This window comes from Hankyongella ginsenosidimutans, from assembly GCF_005144965.1.
Lineage (GTDB): Bacteria > Pseudomonadota > Alphaproteobacteria > Sphingomonadales > Sphingomonadaceae > Hankyongella > Hankyongella ginsenosidimutans.
Genome location: NZ_CP039704.1, coordinates 2,701,797 through 2,725,959, shown reverse-complemented (window position 1 = coordinate 2,725,959; position 24,163 = coordinate 2,701,797). Strand labels below are relative to the sequence as shown.

At 62.9% G+C, this 24,163-nt stretch carries 30 protein-coding genes, 1 tRNA gene and 4 pseudogenes; 22 read left to right on the top strand and 13 right to left on the bottom strand.

All coding sequences use genetic code 11. The features are described 5' to 3' along the window. Nucleotides 1-147 precede the first annotated feature (147 nt). From E6W36_RS19790 to E6W36_RS16140, 4 genes are read right to left on the bottom strand one after another with little or no spacing between them, the layout of a single operon-like run. On the bottom strand, nucleotides 148-552 hold the full coding sequence (locus E6W36_RS19790; protein ID WP_246047838.1) for a molybdopterin cofactor-binding domain-containing protein: 405 nt from the start codon (nucleotides 550-552) through the stop codon (nucleotides 148-150). Further along, nucleotides 501-1,640 (bottom strand): xanthine dehydrogenase family protein molybdopterin-binding subunit, encoded by a 1,140-nt coding sequence (locus E6W36_RS19785; RefSeq protein ID WP_246047836.1) that lies wholly within the window; start codon nucleotides 1,638-1,640, stop codon nucleotides 501-503. Before E6W36_RS19785 ends, E6W36_RS19790 begins: the two co-directional genes overlap by 52 nt. Further along, nucleotides 1,631-2,347 carry a molybdopterin cofactor-binding domain-containing protein gene (locus E6W36_RS19780; protein WP_246047834.1) on the bottom strand — a complete coding sequence of 239 codons (717 nt, stop codon included), beginning with the start codon at nucleotides 2,345-2,347 and terminating at the stop codon, nucleotides 1,631-1,633. The genes E6W36_RS19785 and E6W36_RS19780 overlap by 10 nt, the downstream gene beginning before the upstream one ends. Before the next feature lie 3 nt (nucleotides 2,348-2,350). After that, nucleotides 2,351-2,809, bottom strand: a complete 459-nt coding sequence (locus tag E6W36_RS16140; RefSeq protein WP_222873264.1) for a (2Fe-2S)-binding protein — start codon at nucleotides 2,807-2,809, stop codon at nucleotides 2,351-2,353. Between the two features lie 248 nt (nucleotides 2,810-3,057). On the opposite strand from E6W36_RS16140, the gene E6W36_RS16135 reads away from it, so the two are divergent. Further along, nucleotides 3,058-3,142 (top strand) — tRNA-Leu (locus E6W36_RS16135). 189 nt (nucleotides 3,143-3,331) lie between these two features. On the opposite strand, the gene E6W36_RS16130 is transcribed toward E6W36_RS16135, so the two are convergent. From E6W36_RS16130 to E6W36_RS16110, 5 genes and pseudogenes are all read right to left on the bottom strand, one after another. Beyond that, a complete protein-coding gene (locus E6W36_RS16130; RefSeq protein WP_222873263.1) occupies nucleotides 3,332-3,700 on the bottom strand; it encodes a hypothetical protein in 369 nt (122 codons plus the stop codon). Nucleotides 3,701-3,852: 152 nt separating this feature from the next. Then, nucleotides 3,853-5,046, bottom strand: coding sequence for a recombinase family protein (locus tag E6W36_RS16125; RefSeq protein WP_222873262.1), 1,194 nt, complete (start codon nucleotides 5,044-5,046; stop codon nucleotides 3,853-3,855). 82 nt (nucleotides 5,047-5,128) lie between these two features. Beyond that, a pseudogene (locus tag E6W36_RS16120) lies at nucleotides 5,129-6,271 on the bottom strand (IS3 family transposase); the annotation flags it as partial. A 136-nt stretch (nucleotides 6,272-6,407) separates the two neighbouring features. Further along, entirely contained in the window at nucleotides 6,408-7,316 is a 909-nt protein-coding gene (locus E6W36_RS16115; protein ID WP_222873260.1) for a TIGR03032 family protein, read from the bottom strand. Next, a complete protein-coding gene (locus tag E6W36_RS16110) occupies nucleotides 7,313-7,432 on the bottom strand; it encodes a TIGR03032 family protein (protein ID WP_222873259.1) in 120 nt (39 codons plus the stop codon). The genes E6W36_RS16115 and E6W36_RS16110 overlap by 4 nt, the downstream gene beginning before the upstream one ends. Nucleotides 7,433-7,568: 136 nt before the next feature. Here E6W36_RS16110 and E6W36_RS16105 point away from each other — a divergent pair, with 136 nt between their 5' ends. The 4 genes from E6W36_RS16105 (at nucleotide 7,569) to E6W36_RS16090 (ending at nucleotide 11,198) form a co-directional block, all read left to right on the top strand. Further along, nucleotides 7,569-9,317: a beta strand repeat-containing protein gene (locus tag E6W36_RS16105; protein ID WP_222873258.1), complete on the top strand. Its 1,749-nt coding sequence runs from the start codon at nucleotides 7,569-7,571 to the stop codon at nucleotides 9,315-9,317. Then, nucleotides 9,314-9,703, top strand: a complete 390-nt coding sequence (locus E6W36_RS16100; RefSeq protein WP_222873257.1) for a cadherin repeat domain-containing protein — start codon at nucleotides 9,314-9,316, stop codon at nucleotides 9,701-9,703. Before E6W36_RS16105 ends, E6W36_RS16100 begins: the two co-directional genes overlap by 4 nt. Then, the gene (locus E6W36_RS21150; protein ID WP_222873256.1) at nucleotides 9,631-10,512 is read left to right on the top strand and encodes a cadherin domain-containing protein; all 882 of its coding nucleotides are present in this window, start codon (nucleotides 9,631-9,633) and stop codon (nucleotides 10,510-10,512) included. Before E6W36_RS16100 ends, E6W36_RS21150 begins: the two co-directional genes overlap by 73 nt. 107 nt (nucleotides 10,513-10,619) lie before the next feature. Continuing rightward, the gene (locus tag E6W36_RS16090) at nucleotides 10,620-11,198 is read left to right on the top strand and encodes a calcium-binding protein (RefSeq protein ID WP_246047832.1); all 579 of its coding nucleotides are present in this window, start codon (nucleotides 10,620-10,622) and stop codon (nucleotides 11,196-11,198) included. 265 nt (nucleotides 11,199-11,463) lie between these two features. Here E6W36_RS16090 and terL (E6W36_RS16085) read toward each other — a convergent pair. Continuing rightward, nucleotides 11,464-11,712 (bottom strand): annotated as a pseudogene (gene terL, locus E6W36_RS16085) (phage terminase large subunit); the annotation flags it as partial. A gap of 444 nt (nucleotides 11,713-12,156) precedes the next feature. Here terL (E6W36_RS16085) and E6W36_RS16080 point away from each other — a divergent pair. The 17 genes and pseudogenes from E6W36_RS16080 to E6W36_RS15995 all read left to right on the top strand — a co-directional run bounded on the left by E6W36_RS16080 (nucleotide 12,157) and on the right by E6W36_RS15995 (nucleotide 22,406). Next, on the top strand, nucleotides 12,157-12,606 hold the full coding sequence (locus E6W36_RS16080; protein ID WP_246047831.1) for a calcium-binding protein: 450 nt from the start codon (nucleotides 12,157-12,159) through the stop codon (nucleotides 12,604-12,606). 107 nt (nucleotides 12,607-12,713) lie between these two features. Beyond that, entirely contained in the window at nucleotides 12,714-13,124 is a 411-nt protein-coding gene (locus E6W36_RS16075) for a calcium-binding protein (RefSeq protein ID WP_222873254.1), read from the top strand. A gap of 51 nt (nucleotides 13,125-13,175) precedes the next feature. Continuing rightward, nucleotides 13,176-13,820 (top strand): calcium-binding protein, encoded by a 645-nt coding sequence (locus E6W36_RS16070; RefSeq protein ID WP_246048372.1) that lies wholly within the window; start codon nucleotides 13,176-13,178, stop codon nucleotides 13,818-13,820. Then, on the top strand, nucleotides 13,747-14,157 hold the full coding sequence (locus E6W36_RS16065) for a calcium-binding protein (protein WP_222873254.1): 411 nt from the start codon (nucleotides 13,747-13,749) through the stop codon (nucleotides 14,155-14,157). The genes E6W36_RS16070 and E6W36_RS16065 overlap by 74 nt, the downstream gene beginning before the upstream one ends. A gap of 51 nt (nucleotides 14,158-14,208) precedes the next feature. Beyond that, nucleotides 14,209-14,673, top strand: a complete 465-nt coding sequence (locus E6W36_RS16060; RefSeq protein WP_246048371.1) for a calcium-binding protein — start codon at nucleotides 14,209-14,211, stop codon at nucleotides 14,671-14,673. A gap of 51 nt (nucleotides 14,674-14,724) precedes the next feature. Then, nucleotides 14,725-15,189, top strand: coding sequence for a calcium-binding protein (locus E6W36_RS16055; protein WP_246048371.1), 465 nt, complete (start codon nucleotides 14,725-14,727; stop codon nucleotides 15,187-15,189). 105 nt (nucleotides 15,190-15,294) lie between these two features. Further along, nucleotides 15,295-16,221 carry a cadherin-like domain-containing protein gene (locus tag E6W36_RS16050; RefSeq protein WP_222873252.1) on the top strand — a complete coding sequence of 309 codons (927 nt, stop codon included), beginning with the start codon at nucleotides 15,295-15,297 and terminating at the stop codon, nucleotides 16,219-16,221. After that, complete coding sequence (locus E6W36_RS16045) at nucleotides 16,200-17,267, top strand: hypothetical protein (protein ID WP_222873251.1); 1,068 nt, start codon at nucleotides 16,200-16,202, stop codon at nucleotides 17,265-17,267. The genes E6W36_RS16050 and E6W36_RS16045 overlap by 22 nt, the downstream gene beginning before the upstream one ends. Next, nucleotides 17,233-17,823 carry a hypothetical protein gene (locus E6W36_RS16040; RefSeq protein ID WP_222873250.1) on the top strand — a complete coding sequence of 197 codons (591 nt, stop codon included), beginning with the start codon at nucleotides 17,233-17,235 and terminating at the stop codon, nucleotides 17,821-17,823. The genes E6W36_RS16045 and E6W36_RS16040 overlap by 35 nt, the downstream gene beginning before the upstream one ends. After that, entirely contained in the window at nucleotides 17,820-19,019 is a 1,200-nt protein-coding gene (locus E6W36_RS16035) for an RHS repeat-associated core domain-containing protein (protein WP_222873249.1), read from the top strand. Before E6W36_RS16040 ends, E6W36_RS16035 begins: the two co-directional genes overlap by 4 nt. Before the next feature lie 455 nt (nucleotides 19,020-19,474). Then, nucleotides 19,475-20,401, top strand: a complete 927-nt coding sequence (locus E6W36_RS19760; protein WP_342776899.1) for a VWD domain-containing protein — start codon at nucleotides 19,475-19,477, stop codon at nucleotides 20,399-20,401. Beyond that, nucleotides 20,320-20,709, top strand: a pseudogene (locus E6W36_RS23825) (Ig-like domain-containing protein); the annotation flags it as partial. The gene E6W36_RS19760 and the pseudogene E6W36_RS23825, both read left to right, overlap by 82 nt. A gap of 23 nt (nucleotides 20,710-20,732) precedes the next feature. Continuing rightward, nucleotides 20,733-21,065 carry a cadherin repeat domain-containing protein gene (locus E6W36_RS16020; RefSeq protein WP_246047829.1) on the top strand — a complete coding sequence of 111 codons (333 nt, stop codon included), beginning with the start codon at nucleotides 20,733-20,735 and terminating at the stop codon, nucleotides 21,063-21,065. Next, nucleotides 21,062-21,247 carry a calcium-binding protein gene (locus E6W36_RS16015; protein ID WP_222873245.1) on the top strand — a complete coding sequence of 62 codons (186 nt, stop codon included), beginning with the start codon at nucleotides 21,062-21,064 and terminating at the stop codon, nucleotides 21,245-21,247. Before E6W36_RS16020 ends, E6W36_RS16015 begins: the two co-directional genes overlap by 4 nt. A 107-nt stretch (nucleotides 21,248-21,354) precedes the next feature. Beyond that, nucleotides 21,355-21,621 carry a hypothetical protein gene (locus E6W36_RS16005; RefSeq protein ID WP_222873244.1) on the top strand — a complete coding sequence of 89 codons (267 nt, stop codon included), beginning with the start codon at nucleotides 21,355-21,357 and terminating at the stop codon, nucleotides 21,619-21,621. After that, nucleotides 21,537-21,776: pseudogene (locus tag E6W36_RS23820) on the top strand (calcium-binding protein); the annotation flags it as partial. The gene E6W36_RS16005 and the pseudogene E6W36_RS23820, both read left to right, overlap by 85 nt. Nucleotides 21,777-21,827: 51 nt before the next feature. Next, nucleotides 21,828-22,406 (top strand): calcium-binding protein, encoded by a 579-nt coding sequence (locus E6W36_RS15995; RefSeq protein WP_222873243.1) that lies wholly within the window; start codon nucleotides 21,828-21,830, stop codon nucleotides 22,404-22,406. A 265-nt stretch (nucleotides 22,407-22,671) separates the two neighbouring features. Here the strand turns inward: E6W36_RS15995 and terL (E6W36_RS23815) are convergent, their stop codons facing one another. The 3 genes from terL (E6W36_RS23815) to E6W36_RS15980 are packed head-to-tail and all read right to left on the bottom strand — an operon-like array spanning nucleotide 22,672 to nucleotide 24,160. After that, complete coding sequence (gene terL / locus E6W36_RS23815; RefSeq protein WP_425459746.1) at nucleotides 22,672-22,905, bottom strand: phage terminase large subunit; 234 nt, start codon at nucleotides 22,903-22,905, stop codon at nucleotides 22,672-22,674. After that, nucleotides 22,818-23,693, bottom strand: coding sequence for a phage terminase large subunit family protein (locus tag E6W36_RS15985; RefSeq protein WP_222873241.1), 876 nt, complete (start codon nucleotides 23,691-23,693; stop codon nucleotides 22,818-22,820). Before E6W36_RS15985 ends, terL (E6W36_RS23815) begins: the two co-directional genes overlap by 88 nt. After that, complete coding sequence (locus tag E6W36_RS15980; RefSeq protein WP_222873240.1) at nucleotides 23,678-24,160, bottom strand: hypothetical protein; 483 nt, start codon at nucleotides 24,158-24,160, stop codon at nucleotides 23,678-23,680. The genes E6W36_RS15985 and E6W36_RS15980 overlap by 16 nt, the downstream gene beginning before the upstream one ends. Nucleotides 24,161-24,163: the final 3 nt, after the last annotated feature.

The following is a 24,163-nucleotide window of genomic DNA, read 5'->3' as shown; positions in this document are numbered from 1 at the left end:
ATAGCCGCCCCTGCCGCCGTCTGCAATCTCCGATCATGGCAGGATGAAATCCTGCCGCTTGCCCTGAGCTGGACAAAGGGTCGGGCGGCGCGTGGTTCTGTCCAAGCGCACCACGCGCGGTTTTCCCAAAATGACCCTTAACCCCGATTATGCTTCAAGCGGCAGACGGCGCGGCGGCTTGCCGGTCAGTTTCGCCACGGCGTTGGCGACCGCAGGCGCGATCGGCGGTACCCCGGGTTCGCCGACGCCGCTCGGCGGGTTGCCGCTGTTCAGGATATGCACCTCGACCGTCTTGGGCATGCGATCGATGCGCAGCACGGAATAGGTGTCGAAATTCGCCTGATCCGGCTTGCCGTCGGTGAGCGTGATCGCGCTGCCGAGCGCGGTCCCGAGCCCGAAACCGATGCCGCCCTCCATCTGCGCGCGCACATGATCGGGGTTGACCGCCAGACCGCAGTCGACCGCGCACACCACCCGGTCGACGGTGATCGTACCGTCCTTCATGCTGACTTCCGCCACCTGGGCGACGAAGCTGCCGAAGCTTTCGTGCACCGCAATGCCGCGCGCCTTGCCCGCCGGCAGCGGCGTGCCCCAGCCGGCTTTTCCGCCGCCAGCTTCAACACGGCGGCGTGGCGCGGGTGTTTGCCAAGGTGCGCCAGCCGGAATTCGAGCGGGTCCTTGCCGGCGGCGGCAAGTTCGTCCATCATCACTTCTTTGGAATAGGCGCTGTGGGTATGCCCGACGGAACGCCACCAGAGCACGGAGACTGGGCTTTCCGCCTTGATCCAGCGCACGGCGGCATTGGGGATGTCATACTGCTCGCCGGCGTGGCCTTCGTAGGCGGCGGGGTCGGAGCCGTCGGGTGCCCCGAACGGCGTGCCGGCAAGAATGCTCTGGCCGACGAAGCTCTGGTCCCAGCCGACGATCTTGCCGGATGCATCGAGGCCGGCCCTGATCCGGTGGACGTTGAACGGCCGGTAATAGCCGCCCTGGATGTCGTCCTCGCGGGTCCAGACCAGCTTGACCGGATACTTGCCCCTGTGGCTTTCAGGATGCTTGCCAGTTCGCCGGTGAAGTCGCCGGTCGGCGTCGCACGACGGCCGAAGCTGCCCCCGCCGCGAGCACGTGCAGGGTGATGTTCTCCGGCGGCAGGCCGAGCGCTGCGGCGGCCGCCCCTGGTCGACCGTGGGGATCTGGAACCCGGCCCACATCTCGCACTTGCCGTCGACCAGGCGACCGGCGCAGGTCATCGGTTCCATCGGCGCGTGGGCAAGGAAGGGGAAGACGTAGTCCGCTTCGATGACCTTGGTGGCGCCGGCCAGGGCTTTGCCCGCATCGCCTTTGGCGGTGACGCTGCGTCCGCCGCCCTTGGCGGCCAGCGCCTTGTAGTCCGCCTCGAACTGGGCGCTGCTGCGCTTCTCCACTTTGCTGTCGTCCCAGGTGACGGCCAGCGCATCCCGGCCCTGACGCGCGGCCCAGGTGTTCTTCGCCAGCACGGCCACGCCGGACGGCACCTGCACCACATCGACCACGCCGGGCATGGCCTTCGCCTTGCTGGCGTCGAACGCCTTGACCGTACCGCCAAAGCGCGGCGTGCGGGCGATGACGGCGATCAGCATGCCATCCAGTTTCACGTCCATGCCGAAAGTCTGGCGGCCATGTACCTTGTCGGCGGAGTCGACGCGGGGGCCGACGATGCACCGATAAGCGTGAACTTCGCAGCGTCCTTCAGACCGACGGTCTGCGGCACGGGCTGATCGGCGGCGGCGGCGGCAAGGTCCCCGAACCCAGCCGACTTGCCGGACGCATGGCTGATCACGCCATTGGCGATGGCGATCTCGGCCACCGGGACGTTCCACTGCTTGGCCGCAGCGGCTGCCAGCATGGCGCGGGCGGTGGCACCAGCCTTGCGATACTGTTCATAGCTGTTGTGGATGGACGAAGAGCCGCCGGTGCCCTGCACCTTGCCGCCCCAATCGAGGTTGCCGTAGGCGGGAACCTCGGACGGCGACGACTCGACGCGCACCTTGCTCCAGTCGGCGTCCAGCTCCTCGGCGACCAGGGTCGCAAGCCCGGTCCAGACGCCCTGGCCCATTTCCAGATGCTTGGAGAGCACGACCACCGCGCCGTCCGGCTCGATGCGCAGGAACGGCTGGGCGAGCGTGCCGGTGCGCGCGCCGGCCTCGCTGGCCTTGCTGCAGGCAGCGGGCACAAGCGCCAGCGTCAGGCCGACACCTGCGAGCTTGATGAAGCCGCGGCGGTCCGGTGCGGCGAGGGAGGTTGCGACCGGCTCAGGTGCTGCCGGTGTCGCTTCGGGCGCTTGATGCGCGAACATGGGGTGCGGCATGGGTTATGCTCCCAGAGTCGAGGCGGCCTGCTTGATGCCGGCGCGAATGCGATGATAGGTGGCGCAGCGGCAGATGTTGCCGGCCATGGCGCCGTCGATGTCGGCGTCGCTTGGTGCCGGATTGTCCTTGAGCAGCGCGATCGCGGACATCACCTGGCCGGGCTGGCAATAGCCGCATTGCGCGACGTCCAGCTTGACCCAGGCATCCATGACCGCCTGTGCCACCTTGTCCTTTGCACCTTCGATGGTGGTTACCGAACTGCCGGCGATATCGCCGACTGCCGTCACGCAGGAGCGGGTGGCGACGCCATCGACATGGACCGTACAGGCGCCGCACTGGGCCAGGCCGCAGCCGAATTTGGTGCCGGTCAGGCCCAGTTCGTCGCGCAGGACCCACAGCAGCGGCATGTCCGCCGGCACATCGATGGAACGTGTCTGTCCATTGAGCTTGAGCTCCACCATGGGGCACTCCTCGGAAAAATTGCTGAATTTTGTAATGTTCGGGGTTGTCGCGGCATTCTGGCGCGCCGCTGCGCAACGAAATTAATTTATGTCGTCAATATGTGTTCGATACCATCGCTTGTCCAGCGCCTGAACGGGTAAAGTTGCTGCGGCCAGCGCATGCGGGAAATTCTGCGCGGGCCGCAGAAGGCGGTTGATGGCGGGCGAGTGCTCTGCTAGACGCCCCGGTTCTGAAGTCGCGCGACAGTGCGGTCGTGGCGGAATTGGTAGACGCGCAGCGTTGAGGTCGCTGTGGGGCAACCCGTGGAAGTTCGAGTCTTCTCGACCGCACCAGACAGTCCGAGTGACCGGAACGGTCCGGAACCCAGTGGGACAGGGCGGGATTTTCCCGGTATTTCCGGTGCTTTGCGGCTGGCGGCGTGCTGCACTGAGGCGGGAGACTCGCGGCCGAGACAGCGATATCAGGCCCAACACGGCCTGCGTCTCGGGCGCTGAAATTCCGACCTCAGTTGGTTTGCCGGCCTATCGGCTGGCTGTGTTCCCCAGCCCGAACAGGCGATGCTGATCGGCCCAGGCCATTGGCAATTCCGTATCCAACAGCGCCCGCCGCGTCATCGCCGCTGGCTGCTCGCCTGCGAGTGCAAGCTTGACCAATGTGGGTGAGAGATAGCTGATCCGGATCAACTGCGCGACGCGCTTGCGGCAAGCGCCGGCCTCTGTTGCGAACTGTTCGACCGACCGGGTTCCTGACCCTGTCAGCTGCTCGCGGGTCGCAAGTGCCTCCGCCAGCAATCGGACCAGCGGTTCGTAGCGACCGGCCGGCGGGGTGAGACCCTGCGCGGCGGCAGGCACGATCAGGCGGATGTCATGGCCTTTCCGAACGCGCGCCACGGCGCCGAGACCACCAGCGCGGGACGTTGCGCATCAGTCCGGTTATCCGGCTCAATCAAGCGATCCAGCCGCAGCGTCAGCAGGAGCGTGGCCTCCCGAGCACGACCTCCTGGACCAGCGTCCGGAACAGCTGGCGCCGGACAGTTGCATCGCTACCGCCGAGATGCCCCGCTGCGGCGATGGCCCGCCAGTAACCGGTCGAGGCGGATGATCCCGTCCGATGCATCGGCGGCCCAGTCCTGCAATGCCGGGCCATCGCGCAGCACCTCGACAAGTCGGGCAATGGCTATGGCCTCAATATCGTGTGCCGACACACGCCAGGCGACCTCGTCGCTGCCGGCCTGCTCACTCGGCAGCGTCACATAATAACGGTAGCGCCGCCCGGGCTTGTTGGACTGGCTCGGCGTCATCCGCCGGCCTTGCGCGTCACGCAATATCCCAGTCAGCAGCGCCTCGGATCGCCGTCCGCCGCGCGGCAGTTGCCCGGGGCCGTTGGCTGCCAGCTTGGCTTGCACGGCGTCCCACAGCGCTTCCGGTACGATGGCCTCATGGTCGCCGGGATAGGCCTCGCCCCGGTGGACGATATAGCCCCGGTAGATGCGGTTCTGCAGCAGGTGAAACAGCCCGCCGCGCCGGAAGACGCAACCGCCGCGATGCGGCCCGCTGGCGCGGACTTGAACCTTGGTGCGAAGGCCCTGGTCCGCAAGCCGGTCCGCGAGTTCGCGCACCGAGCCGACCTCGAGATAGGTCCTGCAGATGTGGATCACCTGTTCCGCCTCGGCGGCGTTGGGCACCAGCTTGCGATCCTTGACGTCATAGCCGAGCGGCACCGGGCCACCCATCCACAGACCCTTGCGTTTGGAAGCGGCTATCTTGTCGCGGATGCGCTCGCCAGTGACCTCGCGCTCGAACTGGGCGAACGACAGCAGCACGTTGAGGGTCAGGCGTCCCATACTGGTGGTCGTGTTGAACGCCTGGGTGACCGAGACGAAGCTGGCGCTCGCCGCATCGAGGGTCTCGACGATCTTGGCAAAGTCGGCGAGGCTGCGGGTCAGCCGGTCCACCTTGTAGACGACGATGACCTGGATACGCCCGGCCCTGACCTCGGCCAGCAGACGCTGCAGCGCCGGCCGCTCCATCGTCCCGCCAGAGATGCCGCCATCGTCATAGAGTTCGTCACTTGCCACCCAGCCTTCGCCGGCCTGGCTCAACACATAGGCCCGGCACGCCTCGCGCTGGGCATCGAGGCTGTTGAACGCCTGGTCCAGCCCCTCCTCGGTCGACTTGCGGGTATAGATGGCACAGCGGATCTCGGCATTGCGCTGAGCGGCCGCCGCGCTACGCATCGCCGATGACCCTGGTGCGCTTGCTGTGGACGCCGAAGAACCTTGGTCCTGACTGACCTGCTCCCCTGATTGTTACCAGTCAGAGATAGAGTCTGGCTCCTTCATGATGGTTGTTTGATGGGATGGCAACGTGTCTGGGGCATGCCCCAGACACGTTGGCCGGCGATCTCGGCGGGGGTCTTCCCGCCCAGTTTCGAGTGCGGCCTGACCGTGTTGTAATCGTGCCGCCAGGCGGCCAGCACGAACCGGGCATGGGCCAGCGAGGTGAACAGGGTCTCGTTGAGGCATTCGTCCCGCAGGCGGCCATTGAAGCTTTCCACGAAGCCGTTCTGCATCGGCTTGCCGGGCGCGATGTAGTGCCACTCGACCCGCCGCTCCTGCGACCAGCGCAGGATCGCCGACGAGGTCAGTTCGGTGCCATTGTCACTGACCACCGTGTGCGGCTTGCCGCGCATGCCCATCAGGCCGGTCAGTTCCCGGGCCACCCGTGCCCCGACAGCGACGTATCGGCCACCAGCGCCAAGCACTCCCGCGTGTAATCATCGACCACGCACAGGATGCGGAAGCGTCGACCGCAGATCAGGCTGTCCGAGACGAAGTCGAGCGACCAGCGCTGGTTCGGACCATCGGGCAATACCATTGGCCTGCGTGTGCCCAGAGCGCGCTTGCGCCCGCCACGACGGCGCACGCGCAGCCCTTCCTCGCGGTAGATGCGCAGCAGCTTCTTGTGGTTGGGCGTGATGCCCTCCCGCGCCAGCAGGTAGCCCAGGCGGCGATAGCCGAACCGGCGACGCTCCGCCGCCAGATCGCGCAACCGCTGCCGCAGCGCGCCATCATCCGGCCGTGTCGGCTCGTAACGGATCACCCTGCGGCTCACACCAACCAATGCACACGCCCGACGCTCGCTCACCCCGTGATGCTCCCGGGCATGGGCGACGGCTTCCCGCTTGGCGCCGGGCGTTACCATTTTTGATGCCAGATCCTTCAGCACCGCGTTGTCGAGCATCGCCTCGGCCAGAAGCTTCTTCAGGCGGGAGTTCTCCTCCTCGAGCGTTCGCAACCGCCGGGCCTCGGACACCTCCAGCCCGCCGAACTTCGACTTCCACTTGTAGAACGTCGCCGAGCTGATCCCGTGGCGGCGGCAAACCTCCGCCGTCGGCATGCCGCCCTCCTGCTCCTTCAAGATCGCTATGATCTGCTCTTCGTTGAACCTGCTTTGCTTCATATCGTCCGACTCCTTGGCGTCGGACTCTACCAAAAACGGTCACATTTCAGGGAGCAGGTCACCGTTCAATCAGACCATGAGCGTTCCAGATCGATTCAATCAGAAACGCTCAGGCTCTCGCCCTCGTCGATTGCGATCACCCGCTTGATTTCGTCGGTCCTGAAGCCGAGTGCCGCCGGGCGGCGCACCCCGGCAGCACGCCGACATCATAGAGCTCGCGCACCACGCCCTCGATACGCACCCAGTGCGCCATGTCGCCGGTCGCAAGGTCAATCACTGCCAGCCCGCAGCGCGGTTCCACGTCGCGGGCGGCAAGCGCTGCGTCGATCGGCAGGCCGCTGAAGGTGCGGCTCTCGCGCGGCAGCGACAGGCCGATGACCGCATGGCCGCCGACGAACGCCAGCCCGCGCGCAAAGCCGGGCAGGAAGGCGACCGGCACGAACCGGCCGCTGGCCAGGTCCACCGTGCCGAACTCGCCGGTGCCGGAGTTGAGCAGCCACAGCCGCCCGTCATGCCAGCGCGGCGAGTGCGGCATGGAGAGCCCGTCTGCCACCACCGCGCCGTCCGGCACCGCGATCACCACGCCGCCATCGACCCGCCGGTCGCGCCAGCCGTCCGCCACGTCCGAGCGCGAGACGGCGGTGACATAGCGCGGCGCGCCCTCGACCAGCGCCACGCCGTTCAGGTGGCAGCGGTCCTCGGCGGCCAGGCGCGAGATGAACGGCGGCCGCCACAGCGGCCTGAAGCTGTAGCCGGGGCTGACGGTCGCCAGGCAGCCGAACAGGGTGTTGACGAACAGCGGCGCGCCATCGGCCCCGAAGCCGATGTCGTGGATGTCGCAGTCGCCGGTGATCCAGGCCTGATGCGGCACGAACAGCGCGTCATGGCCGGCGGGGTCCTGCTCGCCGGGCGGGATGACATTGTCGAGCCGCAACAGCTGATATTCGCTGGCCAGCAGCAGGCTGCGGCCATCAGCGCTGACGCCCAGCCCCATGCAGCGGGCGAAGCTGCGCTCGAACACCGCGAGCTTGCCGTCCGGCTTCACCCCAGCAGGAACAGCTTGCCGGCCTGGTAGGTGGTGAAGGCCAGCCCGCCGCCGGTGCGCCCCAGCCACTGCGGGAAATGGCGCGAGGAGGTGAGCGCAAAGGCGGGTTCTGTCATGGGGTTCTCGGCTGGCAGAAAAGCTGCGGCTGCATAGCGCCTTGTCACGCTGGTGTCATGGATGATCGTTAGAAGTATGATTAACGAATAATTATGCGCCTTCTAGGTGTATTTTTATTGCTAAGAGGGGCTTTACATGGCTGATATCGACCTGAGTTTTCTCACACCCGCACAGGGCTTCCGCATCATCGGCGACGCGGCAGGTGACAACGCCAGCCTTAGCGTCTCCAACGCCGGGGATGTAAACGGCGACGGCATCGACGACCTGATCGTCGGGGCGCATCGAGGCGACGACGGTGGCAATGAAGCCGGCGAAGCCTATGTCGTTTATGGCCGCAATGACCCCAGCCGGACCCGCGGATCGCTTGACCTGACCGGCCTCAGCGCCGCAGACGGCTTCCGCATCATCGGCGATGCGGCAGGTGACTTTGCGGGCTGGAGCGTCTCCAGTGCCGGGGACGTCAACGGCTACGGCATCGACGACCTGATCGTCGGAGCGGTCACTGGCGACGATGGTGGCATCAGCGCTGGTGAGACCTATATCATATACGGCCGCAATGATCCAAACCGCACACGCGGACCGCTTGACCTGACCGGCCTCACCGCGGCCGACGGCTTCATAATCATCGGCGATGCGGCGGGTGACTTTGCGGGCATCAGCGTCTCCGATGCCGGCGACGTCAACGGCGACGGTATCTACGACCTGATCGTCGGCGCGTATAGCGGCGACGACGGCGGCACCGACGCCGGCGAAGCCTATGTGGTTTACGGGAAGACCGGGCCGCGGGGCGCGCTCGACCTTACCGGTCTCAGTGCTGCCGACGGCTTCCGCATCATCGGCGACGCGGCGTATGACGGGGCCGGTCGAAGCGTCTCCATCGCCGGCGATGTCAATGGCGACGGTATTGACGACCTGATCGTCGGCGCGCCTAACGGGGACGATGGCGGGAACTTTGCGGGCGAGGCCTATGTTATCTTCGGCCGCAATGACCCTGGCCGGACCCGCGGACCGCTTGACCTGACCGGTCTCAGTGCTGCCGACGGCTTCCGCATCATCGGCGACACAGCGGGTGACTTAGCGGGCTTCAGCATCTCAAATGCTGGCGACGTCAACGGCGACGGCATCGACGATCTGATCGTCGGCGCGCTCTTCGGCGACGATGGCGGCACCAATGCCGGCGCGGCTTATGTGATCTACGGACGGAGCGGCGGGCGCAGTAACCTGGACCTATCCACCCTCACTGCGGCAGACGGCTTTCGCATCCTCGGCGATGCGGCGAATGACTATGCTGGCATAAGCGTCTCCAGTGCCGGCGACATCAACGGTGACGGCATCGACGATCTGATCGTCGGAGCAAATCAGAACGACGCCGGCGGCACAAATGCCGGCGCGGCCTATGTGATCTACGGCCGCAACGACCCCAGCGGAACGCGTGGGCCGCTAGACCTGACCAATCTCAGCAGCGCGAACGGCTTCCGAATCATCGGCGACGCGGCGGGTGACAACGCCGGCCGCAGCGTCTCCAATGCCGGCGACGTCAACGGCGACGGCCTTGATGACCTGATCGTTGGGGCGACTGGCAATGACGCTGGCGGCACAGATGCCGGCGAGGCTTACGTGATCTACGGCGCGCGCACTGCGCCGGTGATCACCTCCAATGGCGGTGGCGCGACCGCTGCGATCAACGTGGCAGAAAACACCCGCGCGGTCACCACCGTCACCGCGACCGACCCGGACGCCGGCACGGTGCTCGCCTATTCGATCGCCGGCGGTGCCGACGCCGCGCGCTTCACCATCAACGCGAGTACCGGAGCGCTGGCCTTGCCCAGGCACCGGACTTCGAGGGGCGTGGCGATGCTAACCTGGACAATGTCTATGAGGTGACGGTTCAGGTCAGCGATGGCAGTCTGACCGATGCCCAGGCGATCAGCGTCAGGGTGATCGATGTGAACGAAGCGCCGGTCGTCGGCTTCGGCCCGCTGAGGTTCAGCGTTGCCGAAAATACGACGACTGTTGGTACGATTTCCGCATTAGACCCTGACGGTCAGCCGCTGACCTACAGTTTTGTTCCATTCTTCGAACTCCCCTTTGATCAGGCCGCTTTCACAATCAATCCGACGACTGGTGCCCTGTCCTTTTCGGGAGTGGGCAGAACTTTGAGGATCCGCGCGATACGGACCGCGATGGCATCTATATCGTGGGCGTCCGTGCAACTGATTCGTTCGGGCTGTCCGCCGACCAGACCGTTGAGGTTACGGTCACCAATGTGAACGAAGCGCCCGTGATCACCTCGAACGGCGGTGGTGCAACAGCTGCGGTCAGTGTTGCGGAGAACACGACCACGGTGACGACCGTCACGTCAACCGATCAGGATTTCGGCGCGACCCGCACCTTCTCGATATCCGGCGGCGCGGACGCCGCCCGCTTCAGCATCAACGCGACGACCGGCGCGCTGGCCTTTGTCGCCGCGCCGAACTTTGAGGCGCCAGCCGATGTTGGTAGTAACAATGTCTATGACGTCACGGTCCGCGTTACCGACAATGGCGGGCTGACCGACGAGCAGGCGATCAGCGTCACGGTCACCAATGTGAACGAAGCGCCGGTGATCACCTCGAACGGCGGTGGCGCGACCGCTGCGATCAGCTTGGCAGAAAATACAACGTCTGTAACGACCGTTTCCGCAAGCGACTCCGACGCCGGCACGGCACTCGCCTATTCAATCGCCGGCGGCGCGGACGCCGCCCGCTTTGTGATCGACGTTGCGACCGGGGCGCTGGCCTTCCTGTCCGCGCCGGACTTCGAGACGCCAGGCGACCTTGATGACAACAACATCTACGAGGTCATCGTGCGCGCCAGCGACGGTAGCCTGTTTGATGAACAGGCGCTATCCTTGACGATCCTTGACCTCACCATCGAGACAGGCACTGACGGGAACGATACCTTGACCGGCGGCGACGGCGACGATCGCCTGGTGGGCCTGAACGGCAATGACACCCTGATCGGCGGGGCCGGCAACGACACGCTGCTCGGCGGCAACAACAACGACACATTGTTCGGGGCACCGGCAACGACACCCTGAACGGCGATGCCAGCAACGATACCCTGGCCGGCGGACTCGGTGCCGATGTCCTGAACGGTGGCAGCGGCCTCAGCGACGTTGCCGACTACCGCTTCCTGGATTTTGGCGTGCTTGATACCGCGGGCGTCACCGCTAGCCTGCGCGACCCGAGCGCTAACAGGGGCGCGGCGCAGGGCGACACCTACATCGATGTGGAAAACCTCTCCGGCACCGATTTGCGCGATATCCTGATCGGCAACAGCAGTGCCAACAGCCTGTTCGGCAGCGGCGGCAATGATGTCCTGGAAGGCTGGGAAGGCAATGATACCCTGCTCGGCGGGGATGGCAACGACCGGGTGCTCGGCGGCAACAATGCCGACACGCTCGATGGTGGTACGGGCAACGACTTCCTGGGCGGCGGGGCCAGCAACGACACGCTGACCGGCGGTGCGGGCAACGACTCGCTCGATGGCGGCACCGGTCGTGATACCGCCAGCTTCGCGGGCGATCTGTCCAACTTCGACATCGCCCGGGTCGGCACCAGCATCGTGGTCACCGACCTGACCGGCGCGGAAGGCGTGGATACGGTCTCCAACGTCGAGCAGTTCGCGTTTGCCGGCGTGGTTTACAACGTCAACGATCTGGTCGACCCGGCCACGATAAGCGGCTTGGTCTACGAGTTCGGTCAGCAACATCAAATCGCCTGAGGCGGATGGCAGGTCGAACCGCTTTGATCTGATCCCGGAAAACTGGATCGCTTTGAGTGTCCGTTGTCAGAACATTTGGCGCACGGTATCCAAGTCTGATGATGCCCTCGTTCAGCAATTTTTCGAGGAGGGCTCAACTGATCGATCAGAGACTGGCGCGCGGCGGCGGTGTCATCGTGCAATGGCCGGGGCCGCGCGCCTCCGCTGGAGTCCAGTCGCGTAACACCGCCGACGCCGTGGGCAAGAGGCGTGAATGCCGGTAGGTTCAGTTTGCTCCTGACTGCCCATGCCGCTTTGCCTCCTGCTGATAGTATCGGATGATCCCGGGCGTCTTGCCGTTGGTTGCGAACCACTCCAGCGCCTGCGCGGTCGAGTCAGCCTGGTCGTCGTACTTAGCTTTGGGAAACGACGTCAGCTCGCGGATATAGTCGGCGCGCCACGGTGCGGTCTCGGGCAGATGCACGAGGCCCTGTTCGATGGTTGGCGTCTGCGCCAGCATGCGCATGACCTTCTCGGCCTGCGGCTTATAGGGGTCACAGCGCTCAGGCCATCATGGCGCAGATCCTGGATCAGCTGGATGCCTGACGCCCTGTCCTCGATGAGGATGGTGTCCGCCGTCAGCACCAATGGCACAGATTTGAGGTTGTGATTTAAGGAGGGTTGGGGCTTCGTCGCAGTGACAAAGGAACGAAGATGAAGCCCCAACCCTCCTCGAAAACCGCCAGCCAAGGCTCCCGCCGAACGGGTGGTAAAGGACATCCAGACCACCTCGTGAATTCCGTTTATGGGTCCGGACCCTAACTCAAAGCGATCCAGTTTTCCGGGATCAGAGCAAATGCAGCAGCTCCACTTATGATTGATTATCAATTATTGTCGAACAATGCCTTGCGCTTGATGATTATTGCTACCCGCTGTGGAAATATATTGCAAAATTATGTAACATTAAGCAATTAATCTGTTGAAATTAAAAGAATTATATCGACAAGGCCAGATTGGCCGTGGTAAATTTGTTATATTAATATGGGGAATTCAAATGACTGATTTTCTTGCGACGGGTGGCGACGATAATTTTCGCGGCTCTGCAGGCGTTAATGACATAGTTAGTTATGCAAATGCTGCATCAGCGATACGCGTCGATTTGAGAATCGCCACGCGCCAGAACACGCTCGGCTCGGGAAATGACCTATTTCTCTCGATCGAAAATCTGATCGGCTCGGCCTTCGCGGATGAATTCTTCGGCGGGGCAGAGGCCAACTGGTTTCAAGGTGGCGGCGGCAATGACCGGCTGACCGGTGGTGCAGGCGCGGATACCCTTAATGGCGGCGATGGCAATGACATCCTCTATTCCGACCATGAGGATTTTACGGACGGGGCAACTGGGACAGCACGACGGGTGCCGACAGCCTGAACGGCGACGCGGGCGATGACCGCCTGATCGCCGGGTTCGGCGACAGTGTCGATGGCGGCACCGGCACCGACACCCTCTCGCTCTCGCTGCTGGGTGCAAGTGCTGGCGTGACCGGCGACCTTGGCGCGGCCTTCACCGGCGGCACGGCCACGTTCGCGGGCGGCAGCTTCACCGGCCTTGAGCAATATCGTGAGATCGTCGGATCGAACTTTGACGACAACATCACCCTGGGCAACGCCACGCAGGGCACCGACAACAACGCCAACAACACGACCGGCTTTGTCGGCCTTTATGGCCGGGACGGCAACGACGTCTTAACCGGCGGCACCGCCAGCAACGACCTCTATGGCGATAATGGCAACGACACGCTCAACGGGCTTGGCGGCAATGACCGGCTGACCGGTGGTGCAGGCGCGGATACCCTTAATGGCGGCGATGGCAATGACATCCTCTATTCCGACCATGAGGATTTTACGGACGGGGCAACTGGGACAGCACGACGGGTGCCGACAGCCTGAACGGCGACGCGGGCGATGACCGCCTGATCGCCGGGTTCGGCGACAGTGTCGATGGCGGCACCGGCACCGACACCCTCTCGCTCGCTGCTGGGTGCAAGTGCTGGCGTGACCGGCGACCTTGGCGCGGCCTTCACCGGCGGCACGGCCACGTTCGCGGGCGGCAGCTTCACCGGCCTTGAGCAATATCGTGAGATCGTCGGATCGAACTTTGACGACAACATCACCCTGGGCAACGCCACGCAGGGCACCGACAACAACGCCAACAACACGACCGGCTTTGTCGGCCTTTATGGCCGGGACGGCAACGACGTCTTAACCGGCGGCACCGCCAGCAACGACCTCTATGGCGATAATGGCAACGACACGCTCAACGGGCTTGGCGGCAATGACCGGCTGACCGGTGGTGCAGGCGCGGATACCCTTAATGGCGGCGATGGCAATGACATCCTCTATTCCGACCATGAGGATTTTTACGGACGGGGCAACTGGGACAGCACGACGGGTGCCGACAGCCTGAACGGCGACGCGGGCGATGACCGCCTGATCGCCGGGTTCGGCGACAGTGTCGATGGCGGCACCGGCACCGACACCCTCTCGCTCGCTGCTGGGTGCAAGTGCTGGCGTGACCGGCGACCTTGGCGCGGCCTTCACCGGCGGCACGGCCACGTTCGCGGGCGGCAGCTTCACCGGCCTTGAGCAATATCGTGAGATCGTCGGATCGAACTTTGACGACAACATCACCCTGGGCAACGCCACGCAGGGCACCGACAACAACGCCAACAACACGACCGGCTTTGTCGGCCTTTATGGCCGGGACGGCAACGACGTCTTAACCGGCGGCACCGCCAGCAACGACCTCTATGGCGATAATGGCAACGACACGCTCAACGGGCTTGGCGGCAATGACCGGCTGACCGGTGGTGCAGGCGCGGATACCCTTAATGGCGGCGATGGCAATGACATCCTCTATTCCGACCATGAGGATTTTACGGACGGGGCAACTGGGACAGCACGACGGGTGCCGACAGCCTGAACGGCGACGCGGGCGATGACCGCCTGATCGCCGGGTTCGGCGACAGTGTCGATGGCGGCACCGGCACCGACACCCTCTCGCTCGCTGCTGGGTGCAAGTGCTGGCGTGACCGGCGACCTTGGCGCGGCCTTCACCGGCGGCACGGCCACGTTCGCGGGCGGCAGCTTCACCGGCCTTGAGCAATATCGTGAGATCGTCGGATCGAACTTTGACGACAACATCACCCTGGGCAACGCCACGCAGGGCACCGACAACAACGCCAACAACACGACCGGCTTTGTCGGCCTTTATGGCCGGGACGGCAACGACGTCTTAACCGGCGGCACCGCCAGCAACGACCTCTATGGCGATAATGGCAACGACACGCTCAACGGGCTTGGCGGCAATGACCGGCTGACCGGTGGTGCAGGCGCGGATACCCTTAATGGCGGCGATGGCAATGACATCCTCTATTCCGACCATGAGGATTTTACGGACGGGGCAACTGGGACAGCACGACGGGTGCCGACAGCCTGAACGGCGACGCGGGCGATGACCGCCTGATCGCCGGGTTCGGCGACAGTGTCGATGGCGGCACCGGCACCGACACCCTCTCGCTCGCTGCTGGGTGCAAGTGCTGGCGTGACCGGCGACCTTGGCGCGGCCTTCACCGGCGGCACGGCCACGTTCGCGGGCGGCAGCTTCACCGGCCTTGAGCAATATCGTGAGATCGTCGGATCGAACTTTGACGACAACATCACCCTGGGCAACGCCACGCAGGGCACCGACAACAACGCCAACAACACGACCGGCTTTGTCGGCCTTTATGGCCGGGACGGCAACGACGTCTTAACCGGCGGCACCGCCAGCAACGACCTCTATGGCGATAATGGCAACGACACGCTCAACGGGCTTGGCGGCAATGACCGGCTGACCGGTGGTGCAGGCGCGGATACCCTTAATGGCGGCGATGGCAATGACATCCTCTATTCCGACCATGAGGATTTTACGGACGGGGCAACTGGGACAGCACGACGGGTGCCGACAGCCTGAACGGCGACGCGGGCGATGACCGCCTGATCGCCGGGTTCGGCGACAGTGTCGATGGCGGCACCGGCACCGACACCCTCTCGCTCGCTGCTGGGTGCAAGTGCTGGCGTGACCGGCGACCTTGGCGCGGCCTTCACCGGCGGCACGGCCACGTTCGCGGGCGGCAGCTTCACCGGCCTTGAGCAATATCGTGAGATCGTCGGATCGAACTTTGACGACAACATCACCCTGGGCAACGCCACGCAGGGCACCGACAACAACGCCAACAACACGACCGGCTTTGTCGGCCTTTATGGCCGGGACGGCAACGACGTCTTAACCGGCGGCACCGCCAGCAACGACCTCTATGGCGATAATGGCAACGACACGCTCAACGGGCTTGGCGGCAATGACCGGCTGACCGGTGGTGCAGGCGCGGATACCCTTAATGGCGGCGATGGTAGGGATACGGCATTCTTTTCCAGTAGGTTCTCCGACTACACCATCGCCACTGATGCGGCTGGCGTAACCTATATCACTGACAATCGCTCCAGCAGCCCTGATGGCATCGATACACTCACAAGTGTAGAAATTCTGCAATTTTCAGATCGAACATTTCAGTTGATCGCAAACGTCGCTCCCGTTGCCACGAACGATACGTTTAACGCAACCAGCGGTAATGCCCTTATAATTACACCAGCGGAATTGCTTGCGAACGATACCGACGGAAATGCTGACCCACTTTCCGTTTTGATCGGCGCTCAACCTGCCCACGGGACTCTAGTGACCGACGCTCAGGGCAATTTCGTCTACACATCTGACCCCGCATTTTCGGGCACCGACACATTTACCTACCGCGCGTCGGATGGCTTGGCGCAGTCCGGCTTTGCAACCGTAACCCTCACTGTTGCACAGGTGCCTGTAAATACTGTTGATGTGACGGTATCAGGCGGTTTGGCTCCCGGCCAAATCGGTAATGCAACCGTCACCTACACCCATAATGGGGAGGCGACCTTCCGCCCGCGTTACTGCTGGTGCAGACGACCGGCGCATTGATCGCCGATGGGTTGACCGGCAGATATTCTGGTTCGTCGCTGATATTTGCATCGGGTAGCGCCGCGCAGGCCAGCCAGAGCTTCGATGTTCAGATATTGATGGCCGCTGGCGGCGGCACGTCCGCAAGCATTTCCGCAACGTTGGCCGATGCGGCAACGGTTGTCGATTGGTCCGCCCTGAAACCTTCGTTGCGTCCTGCTGGGCTGAGCGATGCAGCTTGGGACCATACGTTCACGAACTTCGTCAATTCGGTTGGGACGACGATAGGTTCGCTGACAACCGAGCTGGCCAGAGACGCGGGAGTTTTCCATTCGTTCGGAATTACCAGCGACAGCGGCTCCGCCTTGCTGGCCTTTGAACTGGAACAGGCTGGTGACTTCGGGTCGCTCGCAGCCCGGTCCACTTCTGGCAGCGTTGGTGCCGGTTGGACGAGCATCGCCGACCTTGGCCTGTCGGTCGCGGCAGATGGCAGCGTTACTTTCAAGGGCGCAGCGGACCTCAACGGTTTGTTCTCGCTCTCCGTTGGCGGTCTGGCGACTTACACGCTCTCGGCATCGGTGGATCGCTCCGTCGATCTCAACGGCAATATCCTGTCCGGCGCGGCCAGTCTGCCGCCGGTGTTTTTCCGTCAGCCTGATGGCAGCTATTCGGCATCGGGCGGTTACACGCTCAACAAGACCGCCACCGGATTTGATCTCACCCGCTCAGACGGCACAGTCCTGAACTTCGACAGTGCGGGGCACGTCCTCAGCGCGACTTCGGCATCCGGCCAGCATATCGACGCTACCGTTGATGCCACTGGCAAGCCGCTGACCTTCACTGCATCCAATGGCGCTTCGCTCAGTCTGACACGCGATGCAGCAGGTCACGTCACACAGGCGACGGATAGCGACGGCGGCAATATTGCTCTGAGTTACAGCGCCGATGGCAAGCAACTGACCGGCACCACCGGCACGGCAGGCAACACGGCATTCGCCTATACAGCGAGCGGCGATCTTTCGACGGTTGACCGTGGCGGAACGGCCCACCGACAGCTTCACTTATGATGCCGCAGGCAGGCTGACCGCCATCGATACGGCCAGCGGCGTCCAGACCGAGCATTTCAGTTACAATTCCGACGGCGGCTATATCGACACGACTGGAGCGGGCATCGCCACCACGGTGCAGCTTATGCCCGGCGGCGTTGCGGGGCGCGTGACTTATGGCAATGGCGCGACATCGGCGCTGACCTTCGACAGTCAGGGCAACCTCACCGGCGCGACCGATGCCAACGGTGGCCACCAGAGCTACACGCTCGACAGCAGCGGGCGCGTCACGTCTGTCACCGATGCAGCGGGCGCGACGTTGAGCTTCACCTATGCGGGCAACAGCACCAACCCGGCTTCCGTCACCGACGCGAACGGGCACAGCCGCACGTTCACCTATGATGCCGCAGGCCATCTGACCGGCGGCACATGGCCGGACGGAACCCAGCTTTCGTTCACCACCGACGCAAATGGCAATGTGACCGGCTACACTAATCGGCGCGGCGACGGCATCACTTACAGCTACGATACCAAAGGGCATCTGTTGTCCGCCAGCGATTCCCCGCTGGCCCGGTGAGCTACAGCTATGACAGCGCGGGCCGGATGACATCGGCCACCACCGCGCAGGGTGAAACCGCCATCGCCTATGACGCGGCGGGGCATATTGCCCAGATCACCTATCCCAATGGCCGGTCGTTGGCCTATGGCTATGACGATGCCGGTCGCCGCACATCGATGACCGATCAGGACGGCCATCAGCAGAACTACAGCTATGACAGCGCCGGACGGCTGCACACGCTGGGTGATGAGAGCGGAACGCTCGTTACCTACAGCTATGACGCAGGCGGCAATCTGGCGCGGGAGGACAAGGCCAACGGCACGTGGACAACCTACAGCTACGATGCCGCCAGCCATCTGACGGCCATCGACAATCACGCGCCATCGGGCAGCGTCAGTTCCTTCGTCCATTATGGCTATGACGATGCGGGCCTTCGCATCACGCAGGATACGCAGGACGGGCACTGGGCCTATGGCTATGATGCCTCGGGCCAGCTTACCGCCGCCGATTTCACGTCGATCAAGCCCGGCCTTGCCGACAAGCACCTGAGCTGGACCTATGACGCGGCGGGCAACCGTACCCAGTCGGTCGAGGATGGGGTCGTTACCCATTACACCGTCAACAGCCTGAACCAATATACACAGGTCGGCGACGAGACCTTCACCTATGACGCCGACGGCAACATGGTCACCCGCACCGGCCCCGTAGGGACGACGACCTATTCCTACGATGCCAACAATCGGATTTCGGGCATTACAACACCCGATGGGCACAGCACCACATACGAATATGACATATTCGGCAATCGCTCTGCGCAGGTGCAGGACGGGGTGCGCACCGAATATCTCAATGATCCGTCCGGGCTTGGCAATCTGGTCGCCAGCTTCGACACGGCAGGTGTGGCCACAAGCCATTATCAATATGGCCTTGGGCTGGAAACAGCCGCCGATACCAGTGGATCACATTCCTATTATGAAGCGGACGGCGTCGGATCGGTAACGGCACTAACGAATGTAGGCGGAGCAACTGCAAACAGCTATGCTTACACGCCGTTCGGGGCGGAACTCTATGGTAATGAATCTATTGCAAACAGTTTTGAGTTCAATGGTTCTTTGGGTGTCAGCACTGACCCGTCCGGGCTGACGAATATGCGGGCGCGTGAATACGACCCACTCCTAGGGAAATTTTGCAGGAAGACCCAGCTGCAAGACTGACCTATACGACAAATCTATATGAGTTTGCAGACTCAAACCCAATCAGTTTTACTGACCCACTAGGTTTATTTTCCGTTTCACAAACTAAGTCACAACTTAGTTCGTATTATAATGGATCAATATTGCAGTCAGAAGTGAACTTAGTTAGAGAATCTGGTGTATATAACATTGGCAAGGGTGTGTATCAGGTAACCTCTTCTGTTCCTTTGTTTGCACTGTCAGCAGACCCCGCATTAGCTCCACTAGCTCTTCCATTCGCTACAAACAATTTGGTATCCGGGTATGAATCACTCGTGAAGGGTATCAACCAGGCGTCAATGTTTATTGATGCGGTGAACAACACGCCCCTCCCCGAGGGTCTAATCCCGCCGCCAATTAATCTCCCCAATCCCAATTCCCGGCGAAGGCCCCGGCGAACCGGGATTTGATCCGGTAGAGACTCAGACGGTGATGGTATTCCGGATTATCGTGACCCAGCACCGAATGATCCGAACCAACCGCCTGATCGGGACCATGATGGCATTCCTGATGACAATGATCCTGATCCGAACAAGCCGAACCCGGATCGGGACCATGACGGCATTCCCGATGATCGAGACCCTGACCCTAATCGTCCAAATGCTCCGCCCAAAGATGCAAAGGACAAGGGTGATCCACACCTGACGACTTTCGATGGCGTCGCCTATGATTTCCAGGCGGTTGGCGAGTTTACCGCGATACGCGGAAACGGTTTCGAGATTCAGACCCGCCAGGTGCCGCTTGGCGACCATGTTTCCTATAATGCGGCAGTGGCGATCCGCTTTGGTGATGTAATCGTCCAGATCAATGCCACAGGCGAGCGGCTGTTGATCAACGGCGAGGCATTTTCGCTGGCACCTCAGACGACGATCGAAATCGGCGATGGTACACTGTACCGCTCTGACGACGGAACCGGTCGTGAAACCTACACCGTATCCGATGGCCGCGGAAACGGGGTGACTGTCTCGCTGACGTCTTGGCTGGGACATGCATTGCTCGACCTGGATAATTTCATATCGCCTTACCAGGTAGGGCAGATATCCGGGCTGCTCGGCGATGCCGATGGCAATGCCGCAAATGACATCGCGCTTGCAGACGGGACGGTCCTTACAACTCCCGTTGTGACGCGAGACCTTTATGGTCGGTTCGCCGATAGCTGGCGCGTCACCGATGCGACATCCCTGTTCACTTATGCCCCGGAGAATCGACGGCGACATTCACCGACCGGTCGTTCCCAAAATCGGTGTTCACCATCGACGATCTCGACCCGGCCGCCCGGGCCATGGGAGAAGCCGCAGCGCAGGCTGCAGGCCTCACTCCGGGAACCGTGGCCTATGAGAATGCCGTGCTCGATGTCGGGCTGATCGGCGACCCCACCGTCGCCCAATCGGCAGCCACGAATGCGAGAGCCAGCGAGCCGACCCGTCTCGAACTCAATCATGCGCCGGAATTTGCGGGTGCCAACGCGGTGGCGACCAGCGAAGATTTAGCCAGTCCGGCGATCACAATCGGGGCAACGGACGCTGACGGCGAAGCAATCAGTTATGCGGTCAAAACCAGCGGCGAACCGGCCAAGGGCAGTGTCGCCATCGATCAACAGGCTGGCGCATTCGTCTATACGCCCAGCCAAAATGCCAACGGATCGGACAGCTTCGTTCTGATCGCGTCCGACCCCGCGGCGGGGCAACCGAGCAGGTGTTCTCCGTCACAATTACGCCGGTCAATGATGTTCCGATCATCACCTCAAATGGCGGCGGTGACACCGCCGGCATCAGTGTGGCGGAAAACACCCGAGCGGTCACCACGGTCACTGCAGCCGATCCCGACGCCGGCACGGTGCTCGCCTATTCGATCGCCGGCGGCGCGGACGCCGCGCGCTTCATAATCAACACAAGCACCGGCGCGCTTGCATTCCTATCCGCCCCAAATTTCGAGACGCCAGGCGACTTGGATGACAACAACATCTACGATGTCATCGTGCGCGCCAGCGATGCCGGGGCCTGTTCGACGAGCAAGTACTGTCTGTGACGATCCTGGATCTGGCCGAGATAGGCACGGACGGGAACGACACCCTGGCTGGCGGCGACGGCGACGACCGTCTCGAGGGGCTGAACGGCAACGACACCCTGATTGGCGGGGCCGGCAACGATACGCTGCTCGGCGGCAACAACAATGACACATTGTTCGGGGCACCGGCAACGACACCCTGAACGGCGGTGCCAGTAATGATACCCTGGTCGGCGGGCTCGGCGCCGATATCCTGAATGGCGGCGGCAGCCTCAGCGACACCGCAGACTACCGCTTCCTGGATTTTGGCGTGCTCGATATCGCCGGCGTCACCGCCAGCCTGCGCGACCCGAACGCCAATACCGGCGCGGCGCAGGGCGACACCTACATCGATGTGGAAAACCTCTCCGGCACCGACCTGGCGGATATTCTGATCGGCAACAGCGGTCCCAACAGCCTGTTCGGCAACGGCGGCGACGATCGCCTAGAAGGCTGGGAAGGCAACGACTCCTCTTTGGTGGCGATGAGAACGATACCCTACTCGGTGGCGCCAACGACGACCGCCTGGAGGGACTGAACGGGGACGACATCCTGATCGGTGGCGACGGCGTCGATTTCCTGCTCGGCGGCAATAGCAATGACTCATTATTTGGCGGGGTTGGCAACGATACCCTGAACGGCGATGCCAGTAATGATACCCTGGTCGGCGGGCTTGGTGCCGATGTCCTGAACGGTGGCAGCGGCCTCAGCGACGTTGCCGACTACCGCTTCCTGGATTTTGGCGTGCTTGATACCGCGGGCGTCACCGCTAGCCTGCGCGACCCGAGCGCTAACAGGGGCGCGGCGCAGGGCGACACCTACATCGATGTGGAAAACCTCTCCGGCACCGATTTGCGCGATATCCTGATCGGCAACAGCAGTGCCAACAGCCTGTTCGGCAGCGGCGGCAATGATGTCCTGGAAGGCTGGGAAGGCAATGATACCCTGCTCGGCGGGGATGGCAACGACCGGGTGCTCGGCGGCAACAATGCCGACACGCTCGATGGTGGTACGGGCAACGACTTCCTGGGCGGCGGTGCCAGCAACGACACCCTGACCGGCGGTGCCGGCAACGACACGCTCGATGGTGGCACCGGTCGTGATACCGCCAGCTTCGCGGGCGATCTGTCCAACTTCGACATCGCCCGGGTCGGCACCAGCATCGTGGTCACCGACCTGACCGGTGCGGAAGGCGTGGACACGGTCTCCAACGTCGAGCTGTTCGCGTTTGCCGGCGTGGTTTACAACGTCAACGATCTGGTCGACCCGGCCACGATAAGCGGCTTGGTCTACGAGTTCGGTCAGCAACATCAAATCGCCTGAGGCGGATGGCAGGTCGAACCGCTTTGATCTGATCCCGGAAAACTGGATCGCTTTGAGTGTCCGTTGTCAGAACATTTGGCGCACGGTATCCAAGTCTGATGATGCCCTCGTTCAGCAATTTTTCGAGGAGGGCTCAACTGATCGATCAGAGACTGGCGCGCGGCGGCGGTGTCATCGTGCAATGGCCGGGGCCGCGCGCCTCCGCTGGAGTCCAGTCGCGTAACACCGCCGACGCCGTGGGCAAGAGGCGTGAATGCCGGTAGGTTCAGTTTGCTCCTGACTGCCCATGCCGCTTTGCCTCCTGCTGATAGTATCGGATGATCCCGGGCGTCTTGCCGTTGGTTGCGAACCACTCCAGCGCCTGCGCGGTCGAGTCAGCCTGGTCGTCGTACTTAGCTTTGGGAAACGACGTCAGCTCGCGGATATAGTCGGCGCGCCACGGTGCGGTCTCGGGCAGATGCACGAGGCCCTGTTCGATGGTTGGCGTCTGCGCCAGCATGCGCATGACCTTCTCGGCCTGCGGCTTATAGGGGTCACAGCGCTCAGGCCATCATGGCGCAGATCCTGGATCAGCTGGATGCCTGACGCCCTGTCCTCGATGAGGATCGTGCGCGGCTTCCATCGCGTATGGAGTTCGCGGACCATGCGTTTGAGGTCGGGATATTCGAGTTTGGCGCGGAAAACGTCGAGCAGGTAATAATGGTCATCCTCGGTCGCGCCCCAGGTGGTGCAGACCGAATAGTCGGCCAGTTCGGTCGCCTTGCTGGCGGTGTCCCAGCTCTGAATGATGCGCTCGAAGTTCTTGGGCAGGCTTTCTGACGTATAGGTCCGAAACCACGCCTCCTTGACCATGCCGCCGCCAAGCGGGCGCGGCGACTGCTGATACTGGCCGGCGAAGTGATACTCGCCGAGCGTGCGACGCAGGCTGTCGATGGTTTCCTGCGATTCGCGCTCGGGGTGGAGCAGATCGCCGACGCGCCGCTGATGGGTGTAGCTGCCGAAGGCGGTCCGGATCTCGAAGCTCTCGTCCCGTTCAGCGATCGCCGGGAACGACAACACCTCCCAGGGCTCGCGCTCGAGGAGATGTCCGACAAGGTCATCTTCATGAAGGCGTTGCATGATGATGATGACGCAGCCGCGCTCCTTGTCGTTAAGCCGGCTGACGAGGGTCCCGTCATACCACTCGTTGACGTGTGCCCGCTTGATGTCGGACACGGCTTCGTCGGGCTTCAGCGGATCATCAATGATCAGGAAGTCGGCACCGCGTCCGGTCAGCACACCGCCCACCGATGTTGCCATCCGAAAACCCCGTTGCCGGGTGGTGATCTCCTGCGCCGACGGTCGGGCGGTCTCGAGCAGCGCGCCGAAGCTGGCCTGATACCAAAGCGACTGCATAAGGGTACGGGTGTCGCGCGCCAGCTTGTCAGCGGATCCTGGCCATAGCTGGCGCAGATGATCTGCGCCGACGGTTGGTGGCCGAGAAGGAAAGCGGGAAATGCGATCGACGCGCATAGCGACTTCAGGCTGCGCGGTGGCACGTTGATGATGAGCCGGCGTATGTCGCCGCGGCGGCACGCCTCGAGCCGGTCAAGGATAGCATCGAGGTGCCAGTTCCAAAGCAAGTGGGTCGCCGGGTTGAGCTCGGCGTAGGCACGCTCGACGAAAGTGCGGAGATCCTGGCGGATCAGCGCGCGATATTCCTCGGGGCTGATCTCGGCGAGGTGCCGCGCGTAGGCATCGGAGGTTCTACTCATCAG